General features: G+C 56.7%; 11 protein-coding genes and 3 pseudogenes. 8 read left to right on the forward strand and 6 right to left on the reverse strand.

The window, feature by feature from the left end; all coding sequences use genetic code 11:
• Positions 1 to 166 precede the first annotated feature (166 nt).
• The gene (locus JJB74_RS32405) at positions 167 to 1,096 is read right to left on the reverse strand and encodes a LysR family transcriptional regulator (RefSeq protein ID WP_200598679.1); all 930 of its coding nucleotides are present in this window, start codon (positions 1,094 to 1,096) and stop codon (positions 167 to 169) included.
• 382 nt (positions 1,097 to 1,478) lie between these two features.
• On the opposite strand from JJB74_RS32405, the gene JJB74_RS32410 reads away from it, so the two are divergent.
• The 8 genes from JJB74_RS32410 to JJB74_RS32445 all read left to right on the forward strand — a co-directional run bounded on the left by JJB74_RS32410 (position 1,479) and on the right by JJB74_RS32445 (position 10,012).
• The gene (locus tag JJB74_RS32410; RefSeq protein WP_200598680.1) at positions 1,479 to 2,570 is read left to right on the forward strand and encodes a TauD/TfdA family dioxygenase; all 1,092 of its coding nucleotides are present in this window, start codon (positions 1,479 to 1,481) and stop codon (positions 2,568 to 2,570) included.
• Between the two features lie 210 nt (positions 2,571 to 2,780).
• Positions 2,781 to 3,626 carry a TauD/TfdA dioxygenase family protein gene (locus JJB74_RS32415; RefSeq protein WP_200598681.1) on the forward strand — a complete coding sequence of 282 codons (846 nt, stop codon included), beginning with the start codon at positions 2,781 to 2,783 and terminating at the stop codon, positions 3,624 to 3,626.
• Positions 3,627 to 3,942: 316 nt separating this feature from the next.
• Positions 3,943 to 5,475: an ABC transporter substrate-binding protein gene (locus JJB74_RS32420; RefSeq protein ID WP_200598682.1), complete on the forward strand. Its 1,533-nt coding sequence runs from the start codon at positions 3,943 to 3,945 to the stop codon at positions 5,473 to 5,475.
• Between the two features lie 3 nt (positions 5,476 to 5,478).
• Positions 5,479 to 6,429 carry an ABC transporter permease gene (locus JJB74_RS32425; protein ID WP_200598683.1) on the forward strand — a complete coding sequence of 317 codons (951 nt, stop codon included), beginning with the start codon at positions 5,479 to 5,481 and terminating at the stop codon, positions 6,427 to 6,429.
• Entirely contained in the window at positions 6,410 to 7,297 is an 888-nt protein-coding gene (locus tag JJB74_RS32430; RefSeq protein ID WP_200598684.1) for an ABC transporter permease, read from the forward strand. The genes JJB74_RS32425 and JJB74_RS32430 overlap by 20 nt, the downstream gene beginning before the upstream one ends.
• A complete protein-coding gene (locus tag JJB74_RS32435) occupies positions 7,294 to 8,352 on the forward strand; it encodes an ABC transporter ATP-binding protein (protein ID WP_234485050.1) in 1,059 nt (352 codons plus the stop codon). Before JJB74_RS32430 ends, JJB74_RS32435 begins: the two co-directional genes overlap by 4 nt.
• Positions 8,353 to 8,355: 3 nt before the next feature.
• Positions 8,356 to 9,345, forward strand: coding sequence for an ABC transporter ATP-binding protein (locus JJB74_RS32440; RefSeq protein WP_200598685.1), 990 nt, complete (start codon positions 8,356 to 8,358; stop codon positions 9,343 to 9,345).
• Positions 9,346 to 9,550: 205 nt separating this feature from the next.
• Positions 9,551 to 10,012 (forward strand): helix-turn-helix domain-containing protein, encoded by a 462-nt coding sequence (locus JJB74_RS32445; protein ID WP_200598686.1) that lies wholly within the window; start codon positions 9,551 to 9,553, stop codon positions 10,010 to 10,012.
• Positions 10,013 to 10,140: 128 nt separating this feature from the next.
• Here JJB74_RS32445 and JJB74_RS32450 read toward each other — a convergent pair.
• The 5 genes and pseudogenes from JJB74_RS32450 to JJB74_RS32470 all read right to left on the reverse strand — a co-directional run.
• Positions 10,141 to 10,692, reverse strand: a pseudogene (locus tag JJB74_RS32450) (transposase); the annotation flags it as partial.
• A 36-nt stretch (positions 10,693 to 10,728) separates the two neighbouring features.
• A pseudogene (locus tag JJB74_RS32455) lies at positions 10,729 to 11,022 on the reverse strand (IS3 family transposase); the annotation flags it as partial.
• 16 nt (positions 11,023 to 11,038) lie between these two features.
• Positions 11,039 to 12,106, reverse strand: coding sequence for an IS110 family RNA-guided transposase (locus JJB74_RS32460; protein ID WP_200598687.1), 1,068 nt, complete (start codon positions 12,104 to 12,106; stop codon positions 11,039 to 11,041).
• Between the two features lie 298 nt (positions 12,107 to 12,404).
• Positions 12,405 to 13,016: pseudogene (locus JJB74_RS32465) on the reverse strand (IS3 family transposase); the annotation flags it as partial.
• Positions 13,017 to 14,321, reverse strand: a 1,305-nt coding sequence (locus tag JJB74_RS32470; RefSeq protein WP_200598688.1) for an IS110 family RNA-guided transposase, incomplete at its 5' end; no start/stop codon positions are given.

Below are 14,321 nucleotides of genomic sequence, written 5' to 3' on the forward strand. Positions count from 1 at the left end.
AGGACTGCCGGGCGCGACTTTCATCGTGGCGCGGAGAAACGCTCTCCAATCAGACGCCGTATAGATTTAGGCAAGCCAATCACAAAACCCAAAATCTACCCTTGCAAAAAGGAGGGTGACCATAGATATTTCGAGGCGCCCTATCGTCGGGCCTGCAGCCAGTACGTTACGCTCCGTCCCCCGAGAAATTCAAGAGACACTCGAGAAACACGTCCATTCCTCGCGTGGGCCTACGTTCCTTCAAAAGAAACGCAGAAACCGGCATAACGATCCTTGGAAGGCGAACAGGCAATATCCTGACCACGTCTTTCTTTCGATAGATCTCAGCTCGCCGTTCCGGCAGAAATGCAATCGCTTCAATCCTATTGAGTAGTCCAATCGTAAGATCGGCCGAAACCGACTCGATTAAATCTTCCGGTATCTGAAAGCCCTTGCGGCGCAGCGTTTCTTCTATAAGCAGGCGGGTCTTGGTTGCCTTCGAAGGCACAATCCAAGTGTATGCTAGTAAATCATTCCAGTTCAGCGCGGGACAGTTGCTTAGCGCATGGCTACGTGCGGTGACGACTACAAGTTCATCGTCGTAAATTCGAACCTGATCGATGTCCGCTGGCACTGCTCCATCGGGGATGGTGCCGACGGCTATATCAATCCGACTGCTGCGCAGGTAGGCAAGCAGCAGCTCCATGGCGCTTTCCTGCGCTGAGATACTTAGTTCAGGCATGCGCTGTTTTGTCATCGCAATCAGGGTAGGAAGCAAAGACAGCGTTGTTCCTGCGATACCACCTAGCGCTAGCCTGTTTTTTTGGCCATTTGCGATGCTTTCAAAGTCCTGTTCGGCGCGCTCGAGCTCGCCAAGAATGGTTGATGCGTGGTTTATCAGACAAGAGCCGAAAGCCGTCGGCTCCAGTCCTGTCGCGTTCCGGTCGAACAGCCTGACACCGAGTCCTGCTTCGAGCTCGGCCAGTGAGCGAGACACCGCAGGTTGTGTGACGTTAAGCGATTGGGCCGCGAGAGTCACGTTGTGATATTGCAGCAGCGCTGTTATCAGGTGAAGGTGTTTTAGCTTGAGGCCTCGATGCAGATATTTAGTATTCATCACAACATGTCTTCTTTCACGGATTCGCCCGGATGCCTGTCGGAAGTCGTCTCGCTGCATTCATGCTCTTCCCTTGATTTCCTCATCCTTTCGAGTTTCCTCAATCTGAAATACTTGACAGAAATCAATGGTATGCGGGGGCGTCGAAAAACAGGCCGCACCTCGCTCTTCCCAACACCTCTATTTTTAACGATAAGCGACGGGAAATAAATAATGTATATCAAAACGATTATGGACGTTCCCCGAAAAGTCATTGGAATTCTCCTGTGGGCACTCCTATAGTCGCTTCTAGTGCCTAAGCATACAACGTTGGCCGGGCACGAAAGAGACGTGCTGGCATCTAATTTGGTTATACCTAAAATTGACGTCATTAGGAGGAGTCATGGAGGCAGTAGAGACATCGCAGAAAGCCCACGAGGATAATCAAAAAATCGTTCCGCGCCTGGCTCCTGCGGCATGGTCAGCGGCAACACTGAAGAAGGACCAGCGCTGGATCTTCAAATTGTCGCAGCAAGACATAACGGAACTTGAGGCAGCCCTTGCCTATACAAAGATGCAAAATCGGGCGGTGCCAGGTATCACCAAAGAGGATTTTCCTCTTCCTCAGCTTGCCCGTAAGCTGGAGGACATCCGCGCCGAACTCGAGACGGGATTCGGAGTCGCGCTCGTCCAGGGACTGCCGGTTGAGAAGTACACCAAGGCCGACGCAGGCGTGATTTATTGGGGAATCGGCACGCATCTAGGGCGCTTCGCGCCGCAGAACGCATTTGGCGATGTTCTGGGACATGTTTATGACCTGGGGAAGAATCCACGAGTCGACATGAATGCGCGGGGCTATCAGTCAAATCGGATGCTGCCGTTTCACACCGATGCAGCGGATGTCGTGGGCCTGCTTTGCCTTCGCCCTGCAAAGGCGGGCGGACTTAGCAGCATTGCCAGTTCAGTCACGATCCACAACGAGATCGCGGCGCGCCGGCCGGACCTGCTTGCTCTTCTCTACGGCACTTACGCCTACGACCGTCGAGGCGAGGAGGGGCCGGGTGAAAAGCCCTACACCATGGCGCCGATCTATACGATCCACAAGGGCAAGCTATACAACCGATTCATCCGGAACTACATCGAGTCGGCACAGCGCTTTCCGGAAGTGCCAAGACTGACGGCGCCCCAAATTGAGGCGCTCGATCTGTTCGACGAGCTAACTCGAGACCCAAGATTCCGATTCGACATGGATTTTGCTCCTGGCGACATGCAGTTTCTGAACAACTACGTGGTACTCCATTCCAGAACAGAATATGAGGACTATCCGGAAACTGATCGTAAGCGGCACCTCCTCAGGCTCTGGCTTTTTACACCGGGAATGTCGGACATACCGCCCATTTACAAAGAACGTCATCAGATATTGAAGACATGGGAAACTAACCCCCGTCCGCCAATTTATGACGTGAACGAAATCATGGGTGTGACGAATCATTGAAGGCACACGGTCAATGGCAAGCATTGTCGGGATTTTCCCGTCTCGCCTGCCCGCGCCGCCAAAGTGAACATGCTGCCCTCGGGAGCAGCAATGCCTGCGTCTTAGCGGCATTGGGAAACGCGTCTAAAGATCATGGGTGCGAGTGATGGCGATATCGCACCCGGCGAATCAAGGAAGCAGACGCATTCCCAAAAATAAAAGGAGGAGCAATTGAATTTTCAGCATATCGATGTTCGCAAGCTGACCCCGGTAATAGGCGCCGAAATTCGTGGCGTCGATCTGTCGAGACCGATGCCGCAAGATCAGTTCGATGAAGTGCGCCGGGCGCTTCTGGAAAACCTCGTCATTTTTTTCCGCGACCAGGAAATGACGATCGAGCAGCACAAGGATTTTGGCCGCTGTTTTGGAGAGCTGCATATTCACCCCGGTGCACCGGCACGGATTCCCGAGCATCCCGAGATTCTCGTCATCCACGCGGATGAGAATTCCAAGCACGTTGCCGGCGAAGCCTGGCACTCAGACGTTTCTTGCGATGCGGAACCTCCCATGGGCAGCATCCTGCATCTTTCAGAAATTCCGCCGTCGGGCGGTGACACGATGTTCTCTAACATGTATGCGGCATACGATGCCTTGTCGGGGCCGTTGAAGCGACTGCTGGAGGGACTGACAGCGATTCATGATGGCGACCACGTTTATCGCGGACGTTACAAATACGAAAGCGTGTCCGCCGCAGATCCCAACCGAAAATTTCCGACGTCTGAACATCCGGTAGTACGCACTCATCCGGAGACGGGACGACGCGCCTTGTATGTAAACTCCGGGTTCACGACGCGCATAGTCCAGCTGGAGCGCGCGGAAAGCGACGCGATTCTGCAGATGCTGTACCGGCATGTCGAGCGACCGGAGTTTCAATGCCGTTTCAAGTGGGATGTGAATTCGGTCGCTTTCTGGGACAACCGGTGCGCGCAGCACTTGGCGATCTGGGACTACTTCCCCCACAGGCGCCATGGAAATCGCGTAACCATAAAGGGGACCCGCCCATTTTTAGCAGCTTGAAACGAGGCGTGTTGCGTGCAAGTGCCCGATAAGTAAGACACAGCAAAGCACCGCGCCCGCTACGGCCAGCATAACTGCGCGGCGCATTCACGTACCACGTCCGAGTTGGACCCAGTAAAAAACGTGATGCCCACTGATAGTCTTTACCGCGAATCGTCGACAATGGCGAATGGCGCTGCTCCCTTTCACAAACAATTTGAAGTCGCCGGCAATGCTCGCAACTGTGGGCCGTCCGCAAAATCAACGGCAATAAATTCGCTAGCCTCGTGACAGGGCAAGGAACTCGTGCGAAGATTTATATCAATTAGGAGACAACTTGGATACTTTTCATGTGAATCGCCTGTGCACGGCGGCAGCGGTCCTAGTTTCCGTACTTCTGATAGTTCCCCGCCCTGCCTCAAGCGAAAGCCCCAACGGCCATCGCGGAGGCGTGCTGAATGTCGCGCTGGAAGCCGACTTCCCGACCTTCGATCCATTGCGCATGGGTGCACTGGCGGACCGGGAAGTCGCGATGTCCTTTTACGACACGCTACTGAACATCGATGAAAAGGGCAATTTGGTTCCCAACCTCGCGGAGTCCTACACGGCATCAGACGACCTGACTTCATTCGACCTGAAAATGCGCGGTGGTATCAAGTTTCACGATGGCACACTGCTCGACGCGGACGCCGTGGTTTTCAACCTCAAGCGTCTGATGGATCCTAAAAACCATTGCCGTTGCACGGCCGATGTAGCGGTCATCTCCACGGTCGAAAAAATAGGCCCGCTGGAAGTTAGAATTCACACCAAGGCGCCGGCCGCGCATTTTCTCGCAGTGCTCACTGATGTGGCTGGGATCATGGCTTCGCCGACGGCACTTCAGAAATCCGGTGCCGACTACGGAATGAATCCGGTTGGCACCGGGCCTTTCGTCTTCAAGGAGTGGAAGAAAGGGAACTATCTCGAAGCGGTTCGTAATCCCAGCTACTGGAAGAAGGGGAAGCCGTTTCTTGATAAGGTGTTTTATAGGCCCATTCCAGACGAGCAGGTACGGATGTCAAGCCTGCGGGCCGGCAACGTGGACGTTATGCTGGTCCCCGGCCCGAAGGACGTCGCAGAAGCGGAAAATGCAAAGAACCTACAGGTGATAGATGCCGGTAGCCTCGGCACGGTCTTCGTGATGTTCAACGCTAAGAACGGCCCTACGGCCGACGTACGCGTGCGGCGCGCCCTCGCTTACGCCACCAACCGTCCCTTGCTGAACAAGGTCATCAATCATGATGTGTACAAGGTGGCCAACACTCCATTCGGTTCCGGCCTGTCGCCGCATGAGAAGGTTGATGGTTACCCGAATTATGACCTGAAGAAATCTCAGGAATTGCTCGAAGCCGTCGGCAAGCCCGTGAACATCACGCTCAGCGTCCAGCTCGGGCCACTGGCGCTGCAGACCGGCCAGGTCCTTCAGCAGATGTGGAAGCGCGCTGGTGTCAACGTCGAGATCAAACAGTTCGAACAAGTCCAGCATATTCAGAACGCGATCAGCAACCAGTTTGAAGCTTCCTTGTTTCGCTGGCCCGGGCGAGCCGACCCCGACCTCAATGTTTATCAGTTTTTCAAATCTGACAGTCCGCGCAACTATGCGCGCTTCAGTGATCCAAAAATGGATCAACTCTTGGAGAAAGCGCGCAGGACGACGGACCCGGCCCAGCGTGACGTGGTCTACAAGTCGATATCCGACTTGCTTACCCAGCAAATGCCGTATCTGTTCCTGAACTATTACACCAGCTATATGCTGGCCACTCCGAAGGTGCATGGCATCCAGAAAGTGCCGGATGGCCTGCTGCGTGTTGACTCGGTTTGGAAGGACTGATCCATGCGGCTCGTGCGCCAACTAGGTCTGGCAGGGCTGTTACTCTTGGCAGTAACAGTCGTGGCTTTTGCGCTGACCGACCTGCTGCCCGGAGATCCAGCCGTGGCCATCCTGGGCGATCAGGCCACGCCGCAGGCGGTAAAAGAGCTCCATATTAGCCTTGGGCTGGACCGCCCGATCTATCAACGCTATTTCATCTGGCTGGAAAAGGCCGCGTCCGGCGACCTTGGTCACTCGTATCGGACCAACGAGTCGGTATCGACCCTGATCGCCCAGCGGTTGCCGGTTACCCTTGAATTATTAATTTTAACGCAGGTTTTCGCCCTTCTGCTGGCACTGCCTCTTGGAATTCTCAGTGCCTACCGACGTGGAAGCGCGGTAGATCGGGCAATCGGCCAGCTCTGTATGACGCTCCTGTCAATGCCGCCTTACTTGGTTGGGATCTTGCTGATCTACGGCATAGCGGTATCGGCCGGGCTGTTGCCTGCATCGGGCTACGTTGACATGGGCGAGGGGGTGGGAGGAAATCTGCGGACAATGTTCTTGCCAACGGCGACGCTCGCATTGAGCGAATTTCCCATTTACCTGCGCCTACTACGCACCGACCTGATTCAGACGCTGCAACAGGACTTTGTCATGGTCGCCCGGGCAAAGGGCCTGAGGCCCACTGCCATCCTGTTTCGCCACGCGCTGAAACCTTCTTCATTTTCGCTCATCACGGTCATCGGCGTGAATGTAGGGCGCCTCATCGGAGGCACAGTCGTCATCGAAACGCTGTTTGCGCTTCCTGGCATCGGACAGCTCCTTGTCAGTGCCGTGTACCAGCACGACCAATTCACGATGCAGGGGATCATCCTAACAATCGCAACGGCCTTCATTTTCATCAACCTGGGCATCGACGCGCTGTACGCTCTTCTTGATCCAAGGGTACTCCATGCTGGTGGTGAAAAATAGCAGGACAGCCAGCGCGCTGCGCGCGCGATGGCTGCGCGTCCTCAGTATCGAATGGCAGAGAAGCGACCTGCTGCCCCTCATCGCCATCGTCTGGCTAATGATTGTCGGCGTCGGCGCGATCGCAACAAACTGGTTACTTCTCCCGAACGCCTTTGATGGCGATCTTCTCCAAATGCTGGCGCCGCCATCTGCCGAGCACTGGTTCGGTTCGGATTCGCTTGGGCGCGACATGTTCGCCCGTTGCCTGCTGGGTGCACGTGTGTCGCTTTCCGTCGGGGTAGGATCCGTCCTCTTCGGTCTCATCGTGGGCGGTACGTTGGGTCTAGTTGCCGGTTATTTCGCAAATTGTTGGGGACGCGTGGTTATGGCCAGCATGACCGTCTTGCTATCGTTTCCGCCACTGATCCTGGCCATCGTAATCGTCAGCACGTTCGGCGCCAATTCGCGCAACGTAGCGCTTGCCATCGGAGTTCTGTTTGTGCCGGCGTTCGCGCGGATGGCGCGAGCGAACACGCTTTTGTACCGCCAACGGGAGTTCGTGCTTGCGGCGGAAGCGATGGGAGCATCTACGGCCCGCATTCTCTTCCTCGAGATCCTGCCGAATATCATACCGGCCTTGCTGGCATACAGCGTGGTAATGCTTGGAGTGGCCATCCTTGCCGAGTCATCGCTTGGCTTCCTGGGACTGAGCGTGCCGCCTCCGATGCCAAGCTGGGGGGGAATCATCGCGGCGGAGAAGGCGAGCTTACGCGATGCGCCATGGGCGGTGTTCTTTCCTGCGCTGATGATGTTTTTGAGTGTCGCGGCCGTCAATGTCCTTGGCGAACGGGCCCGCAAAATGTTTGACGTAAAGGCACAGGGACTATGAACCAAATGAACAGTGGCACTGATGCACAGGGCACTCGAATTCTCCTTTCCGTAGAGGGGCTGCGCACCTATTTTCAGACACCTCGCGGCGTGGCGCGGGCGGTGGACGGCGTTTCGTTCATCCTTGAGACCGGCAAAACGCTCGGCATCGTCGGTGAATCGGGCTGCGGGAAGAGCGTGCTCGCCAAGTCCATCATGCGGCTGGTCCCGGAGCCTCCAGGCATCCTGGCTGGCGGTGGCGTACGATTGGCGGGACGCGATTTGCTTAAGCTGTCCGAGAAGGAAATGCAAGAAGTACGCGGTCGCGAAGTGGGCATGGTCTTTCAAGACCCCATGACTTCCCTTAATCCGGTCATGCGTATTGGGGCACAGGTCGGGGAGGGCCTGCTGAGGCACTTCTCCGTTTCTGCGACTGAGCTGCGAGAGCGGACCATTGAGCTGTTGAAGGCAGTTGGGATGCCGGCGCCGGAGCAAAAGCTTGACGTCTATCCGCATCAACTTTCAGGGGGGATGCGGCAGCGTGTGGTGATTGCCGTGGCACTTGCGTGCAGGCCACAACTACTTATCGCTGACGAACCGACGACTGCTCTAGATGTTACGATTCAGATGCAGATACTGCGGCTTCTCAAACGGCTGCAAACCGACAACGGCATGGGGATGTTGTTCATCAGCCACGACTTGGGCGCCGTCGCCAGCGTCGCAGACGATGTAGCGGTAATGTACGCTGGACGCATCGTGGAACGGGCGCCGACACAGGAGCTGTTCCGCCACATGCGCATGCCCTACACTGAGGCCTTGATGCAGGCAATCCCGAATCCGGACGCCCTACCCCACAGCCGCCTGGAAGCTTTGAACGGACGGCCCCCGGACTTGGTGAACCCAGGCACGGGATGCGCTTTCGCCCCACGTTGCAAATACGCGGATGTGAAGTGCAGGACGAACGCACCTCCTCTCGAAGGGGCGGGGCAGCACCAATGGGCCTGCTGGCATCCCCTCGGACATGCAGTTGGAAAACAATTGGCGGTGAATGCCGGCGAGCAGTTCATGGCGAGGTAGAAAATGAGAAATAGTTCTATTCCACTGGTCAAGCCGCCTTTGCTGTCGGTCAGGGATCTAGTCTGCGAGTTTAATGGACCGCAGCGCGCACGCATATCCGCAGTTTCTGGGCTCAGTTTCGATATTGGACATGGTGAGACGCTGGCGCTCGTTGGTGAGTCCGGCTGCGGAAAGTCGACCACAGGCCGCGCTGTTATGCAGCTACAGCAAGCTTCTTCCGGCCAGGTCGTGTTTGATACCGTAGATCTCACCCGGCTCGACTCCAAGGCACTGCGCGCGGTACGCCGTCGGATGCAAATGGTCTTCCAAGATCCCATCTCATCACTCAATCCGCGCCGAGCAGTCGGTGATATCGTCGCCGAGCCCCTAGTCATAGCCGGCGGCAAAAGTCCTGATGGCATCCGACACGCGGTTCGCGAATTGCTCGAGATAGTTGGTTTTGATCCCGATGCAGTTTGGCGTCGCCGACCTCATGAATTTTCAGGCGGTCAGTGTCAGCGAATTAGTCTTGCCCGGGCGCTTATTGCGAAGCCAGTCCTGCTGATTTGTGACGAGCCAGTCTCAGCCCTCGATGTTTCTGTGCAGGCCCGTATCCTGAATCTGCTTGAAGAACTGAAGGAGCGCTTTCATTTTGCGATGCTCTTCATATCGCACGATCTTTCAGTGGTCCGTAATGTGTCCGATCGTGTGGCTGTCATGTACCTCGGAAAGCTGTGCGAAATCGGCCCCACGGAAGCCATCTTCAAGTCGCCCAAGCACCCTTACACTCAGGGACTACTGAAATCCATCCTATCTCCCCACACTGGTGCTGGGACTGTGCTCACCGAGGCCTTGTTCGGTGAGATTCCGTCGGCGACATCGCCACCAAGTGGTTGTCGCTTCCGGACCCGTTGCAAACATGCGCAAGCCGTCTGTGCCGAGCGAGAGCCCACTTCGTATTCGACTGAGGATGGACGGTATGTCTCCTGTCACTTTCCGAGCCTCGCTGCCTGAAAGGAGAGGAGCAACTGTCCGGTGGTTGATCTGATTTGGGAATCTCAGACCGGCCAGTGAGCGAGCTTTTCGGCAAACTCATACCAGTCCCAAGTCATTGATTCGCGCAGTCGATTGCTAGCGCAGTTGTCGGAATGCTAGACGGTGGAATGCAGCGGGATTAATGCGGTCTAACCAAGAGCTCCGCCACCTTGAGGAGGTCATCATGGGCGCTGCTTATTCCGTAGACCTACGACGCAAAGTCGTCCAGGCCTGTGAGCGCGGTACAACCCCGCAGGCACAAGTGGCCCGCTTTTTTGGAGTTAGCCAAGCCTTTGTCGAGAAGTTACTGCGGCTGTATCGCCGCACCGGGGCATTGGAACCCGACCGCAAGCGCGCCGGCCGTCCGGGATTGCTCGATGCGGCAGCCTGCGAACAGGTGCAGCACTGGCTAGCCGAGCAAAACGACTTGACCCTGGCCGAGATCGCCGAGCGCTTGCAAACGCAATGCGGCGTGACGGTGAGCATGAGCTGCGTGCATCGACTGCTGCAGCGGCTGCACATGCGGCGCAAAAAAAACCGTTCATGCCAGCGAACGGGACACGCCGGCCGTACTACTGGCACGCCAGCAATACCGGGCACAACTCGCCGCGTACCCATGCCCACAGCTGAAGGGCACCTCGAATAACACGTGATTTTGCCGTCATCAGCGAGCCAGGCGTTCAAATGTGCCCAGCAACGCGCGAGCGTGGTCGTTTCCTGACCTCCTTATCAGGTGGTGATCCCGTTTTCGGCGGTCCAGACGGACCTCGGGCATCAGAATGCCTCGACCCCGGCCTCCTTCAGATAGACGAGACGCTGCAAGTTGTAAGCAGCGACCTTCCAGTTCAGGTGCAACCTTGCCCGTGCCAGGCCAATGGAGCGCAGCGCCTTGCCGCCCATCTGTGCCAAGCCCGCAAACACGTGCTCGATGCGCGCACGCGTCTTGGCAATGCGATGATTGCGCCGCTGCTGGATCTCAGAGATCGGCTTGTCCTTGCTTCCTTTGCGCTGGATGTGCAGGCGCCAGCCCTGTTTGCTCAGCCGCGCTTCGCGCTCGCCATCGACATGGCCCTTGTCGGCCAGGATGTCCCGGCTCGTGTTGGCGCAATCGAGCACGTCTTCGAAATGCAGGGTGTCGTGTTCGCTTGCCGTGCTCACCTTGAGCTTGCGCACCAGCTTGTAGCGCTTGTCAGCATTGGCCGACACCTTGTAGCCGAAGTAGGACTTGCCGTGTTTCTTGGTCCAGCGCGCATCCACATCCTTCTGGCGCCGCTTGGCCGGCTTCCAGTCAGCCGGCATCGCGCCTTCGCTGACAATGGCTTTCTCTGAGGTCAGTCGAAATTCGTGTATGCCAACGCGGTGTTAAACAGCGCCCTGGTGAAGGTATCGCTGCATAAATGCTGCTGGTGATAGGTAACCAAGCCGTGCCTGGCGCCGCTGGCGATTGTAGAACAGGTCGATGTACTCAGCGATCTCGCGCCGGGCCTCCTCCCGTGTCGCGTAACGCCGATGGTGGATCAGCTCGTTTTTCAGCGTGCCCCAGAAGCTCTCAATCGGCGCGTTATCGTAACAATTCCCACGCCGGCTCATCGATGCGCGCATGCCGAACTGCGCTACCAGTGCCCGATACTCATGTGAGCAATACTGACTGCCGCGGATGCCCTTCTAAAGGTCAAGAGGCGATTTGGGTTTGATTTATCTCGCGGTTTCTTTGTCGAATGATATAGAAGACCTCGCGGGCAATATAACGTTTGAGGCAGCGGATGGCTTCCAGCTTGGAATGTCCTTCATTGACACGCCTGGTGATGTACGCCTTGGTGCGAAGGTCGGTTCGCAAACGCCCGATGGCGATGATATGCAATGCACTGTTCGCCGCCCGGTCACCACCACGGTTCAACCGGTGCCGGGTCACTTTGCCCGAAGAAGCTGGCACAGGACTGACGCCACACAACGCTGCGAAACTTGCTTCTGACTGAAGACGCCCACTATTGCCACCTGCTGTCAATAGCAGTTGAGCTGCCGACTCGTAGCCAATGGAGTTTCGCGCCACCAGGTCCGGGGCAAGTTCGTCAACAAGGGCGGCAATCATGATGTCCAGATCAGCGATCTCATCGTGCAGTTCCAAATAGCGCCGGCCTAGCGACTTGAGCGCAATCCGATAAGCCGATGTCAAGTTCCGGTAATCCGAGAGATCAGGGCGCCACGCGGCCAACGTACGGACAAGTTGCATGCGCGTCATGCTACGCAGCGATTCGCGAAGCTCATCTGGTGCACTGACGATAGTGTTTTGAATCAGCTGCAGGGCAACGCGGCGAGCAGCAATTGCCGTCTTGCGGCAGACCTTGAGCACGCGCAGCGATTCCACCATGCCGTCACGTGTCTTGGGGGTCACAGTGCGGATCCCGGCAAAGGCCGCATGAGCCGCATTCTCCGCATCGATCGTATCGTCTTTGCCCCGTTTTCGGCGATCGCATTTATCCGGCGCGGTCACTTCCAGCACGGTTACCCCATTTTGCTGCAGATAGCGCAACAGGCCCGCGCCATAGGTTCCAGTGCATTCAATACCAACGCGGGAAAGCTCGCCAAAAGAGCGCATCCAGAGCAGCATTCGCTTGTACCCGTGCCTAGTGCTTGGAAAGCATTCACTTCCCAAGACCTGATCCTGCTCATCCACCACTGCTGCTACGTGTAGATCCTTATGGGTGTCGACACCACCCATGACCACCCGTTGGTTGTCCATGGCGCCTTGCTCCTATAAAAGGCTTGGAAGCGGACGATTTCACCGCAACCAGATACCTGGACAAGACAGTAAAGCGACAGAGCGTCAGGCCCTTCTTGAGTCACATGTATCGGCGAGGCAAAACCTCGCCGCTCGACGTTCCCGGACGGCCGACTGTTCCGCGGAAGGACAGCACATCGTGTCGGTCGGTATGTGGGTCAGGTCGTCCGAAACGCCTCACGGCACCAACTCTTCCATGATCGGTCTATCGCTATGCGGGTCAGGCCGCCCAGGACCAATTGGCACCAGTATTATTACTGTCGGTATGCTGGATCAGGCCTGGCGCTGGCCGCCGAAGCGAGACTGCCCGGAAGAGTGCCTGCATGACCAGATGCCGCGTCATTCGATCGCCCATCGCATAACCGACGATTTCACCAGAATACAGGTCCTTCAGCCCGGCCAGGTATAGCCAGCCCTCATCGGTAGGAATGTAGGTCAGATCGCCTGTCCATACCCGGTCTGGTGCATCGGCGGTGAATCGTTGATCGAGCAGGTTCGGCGCAATCGGCAGATTGTGCTTCGAATCGGTTGTTGCCTTGAACTTGCGCTTTTGCTTGCAGCGCAGCCCCAGCTTCTTGCGCAAGCGACGAATACGGTGCAAACCGACTTCCACGCCGTGTTCGGCCAAGTCCTTCTGCAAGCGCTCTGGCCCACACGTCTCTCTCGTGTGTCGGTGGGCAGCGCGGATTTCCGCTTCCAGGCGTGGTTCCTGTTGCGCGCGACGCGATGGTTTCCGACCGCGCCAAGCGTAATAGCCGCTGGTCGATACGCCCAGTAACCGGCACATTGGCGGCAGCGGATACTGATGTCGCAGTCCCTCCATGGCCTGGTACTTCACCGCGACTCCTTCGCGAAGTAGGCCGCAAACTTCCTAAGAAACTCCCTCCGCGGGACCCGGTTTTTCTCGCAAACAGTAGCCCAGTGAATCGGCTCGGCGCATCAGGTTCTTCAGGACACGTTGTCGATAATGTTCTTCGTAGTAAGTAGCCCCTGGATCGGCGTAGGTCATCCCATAGCGCAACGTGTTGTAGAACAGTACCGCGATCTTCCGGGCGGTCGCTGTCACCGCTTTGGCTTTGCCAATCCGCATCGCCAGCCGCCGGTAAAATGCGCCCAATGCAGTTTGCGTTTTCCCAATGGTCGTGGCAGCCAACCGTAATGCAGCGGCAGCACGGCTCGACGAGCGTCGCGTCTTGGCAGACAGAATCTTCCCACCTGAGATCTTGTTCCCAGGAGCCAGAGACAGCCATGACGTGAAGTGCTTGGCACTCGGCCAGCGCGACATATCGTTGCCGCACTCGGCGACCAGCTTGAGGGCCAGATATGGGCCCATTCCATGGATTTGGGTCAGATCGACACCCAACATGTCGAAGAGCGACTGGCGAACATCGAAGGCAAATCCATTGGGCTGTTTGCTTTTGCAACGTGCACGAGGAAGCTCTGTCGCGGATTCGCTTGGTGTTGCCAGATCCTTGAGCACTGCTTCAATCCGGGCGTCGCATTGCGCGACGGCGGTTTGGTAAAAGTCATACAGGGCAACGGCTTGCGTCAATGCGAACACGTGTTCTGGCCGGTAATTACCGATCAATGCATCATGGATCGTTTGATGCGACGCCCTGCATCTGACATCGCGATACTGCGCTAGGACCGCAGGGTTACGTTCGCCAGCGATGATGGCCCGAATAATCTTCATGCCGGTAACGCCAGTCACATCCTTGACTACATGCTGCAGCTGCAGATTCATCTGCATGAGCGCCTTCTGCATGTGCTGTATATGGGCGGCGGCATACTCGAGCAAGCGCTCGCGTTGTCGGAGATAGGCCCGTAGCGTCGCGATATCCTGTTGTGGTCGAAAGCTCGCACGTAGCAGCCCGTACTGGTGCAATCGCTGAAGCCATTGCGCATCGTTGACATCAGTTTTGCGGCCGGGAACATTCTTCGCATCCCGAGCATTGACCAGGAACACCTCCAGGCCGTTTGCCTCAAGGATTTCGTACACGGGCAACCAATAGATGCCGGTAGACTCCATCGCGACTGAGGTCACGCCAACGTCCTTGAGCCATGCGGCAAGGGCATGCAGGTCTGCGGTAAAACTGCGAAACGAGCGAACGGGCTTGGGGTCCCGGTCCGCGCTAACGGCAACGACATGGAATTGCGCGCCAATGTCGATCCCCGC

Source organism: Noviherbaspirillum pedocola (assembly GCF_016632335.1).
GTDB classification, from domain to species: domain Bacteria; phylum Pseudomonadota; class Gammaproteobacteria; order Burkholderiales; family Burkholderiaceae_D; genus Noviherbaspirillum_A; species Noviherbaspirillum_A pedocola.

What these genes read in the sequence shown, in the direction of transcription:
- JJB74_RS32460 (WP_200598687.1), bottom strand. Translation starts at nt 12,106, where the DNA reads ATGGACAACCAACGGGTGGTCATGGGTGGTGTCGACACCCATAAGGAT.
- JJB74_RS32405 (WP_200598679.1), bottom strand. Translation starts at nt 1,096, where the DNA reads ATGAATACTAAATATCTGCATCGAGGCCTCAAGCTAAAACACCTTCAC.
- JJB74_RS32430 (WP_200598684.1), top strand. Translation starts at nt 6,410, where the DNA reads ATGCTGGTGGTGAAAAATAGCAGGACAGCCAGCGCGCTGCGCGCGCGA.
- JJB74_RS32440 (WP_200598685.1), top strand. Translation starts at nt 8,356, where the DNA reads ATGAGAAATAGTTCTATTCCACTGGTCAAGCCGCCTTTGCTGTCGGTC.
- JJB74_RS32435 (WP_234485050.1), top strand. Translation starts at nt 7,294, where the DNA reads ATGAACCAAATGAACAGTGGCACTGATGCACAGGGCACTCGAATTCTC.
- JJB74_RS32425 (WP_200598683.1), top strand. Translation starts at nt 5,479, where the DNA reads ATGCGGCTCGTGCGCCAACTAGGTCTGGCAGGGCTGTTACTCTTGGCA.
- JJB74_RS32410 (WP_200598680.1), top strand. Translation starts at nt 1,479, where the DNA reads ATGGAGGCAGTAGAGACATCGCAGAAAGCCCACGAGGATAATCAAAAA.
- JJB74_RS32445 (WP_200598686.1), top strand. Translation starts at nt 9,551, where the DNA reads ATGGGCGCTGCTTATTCCGTAGACCTACGACGCAAAGTCGTCCAGGCC.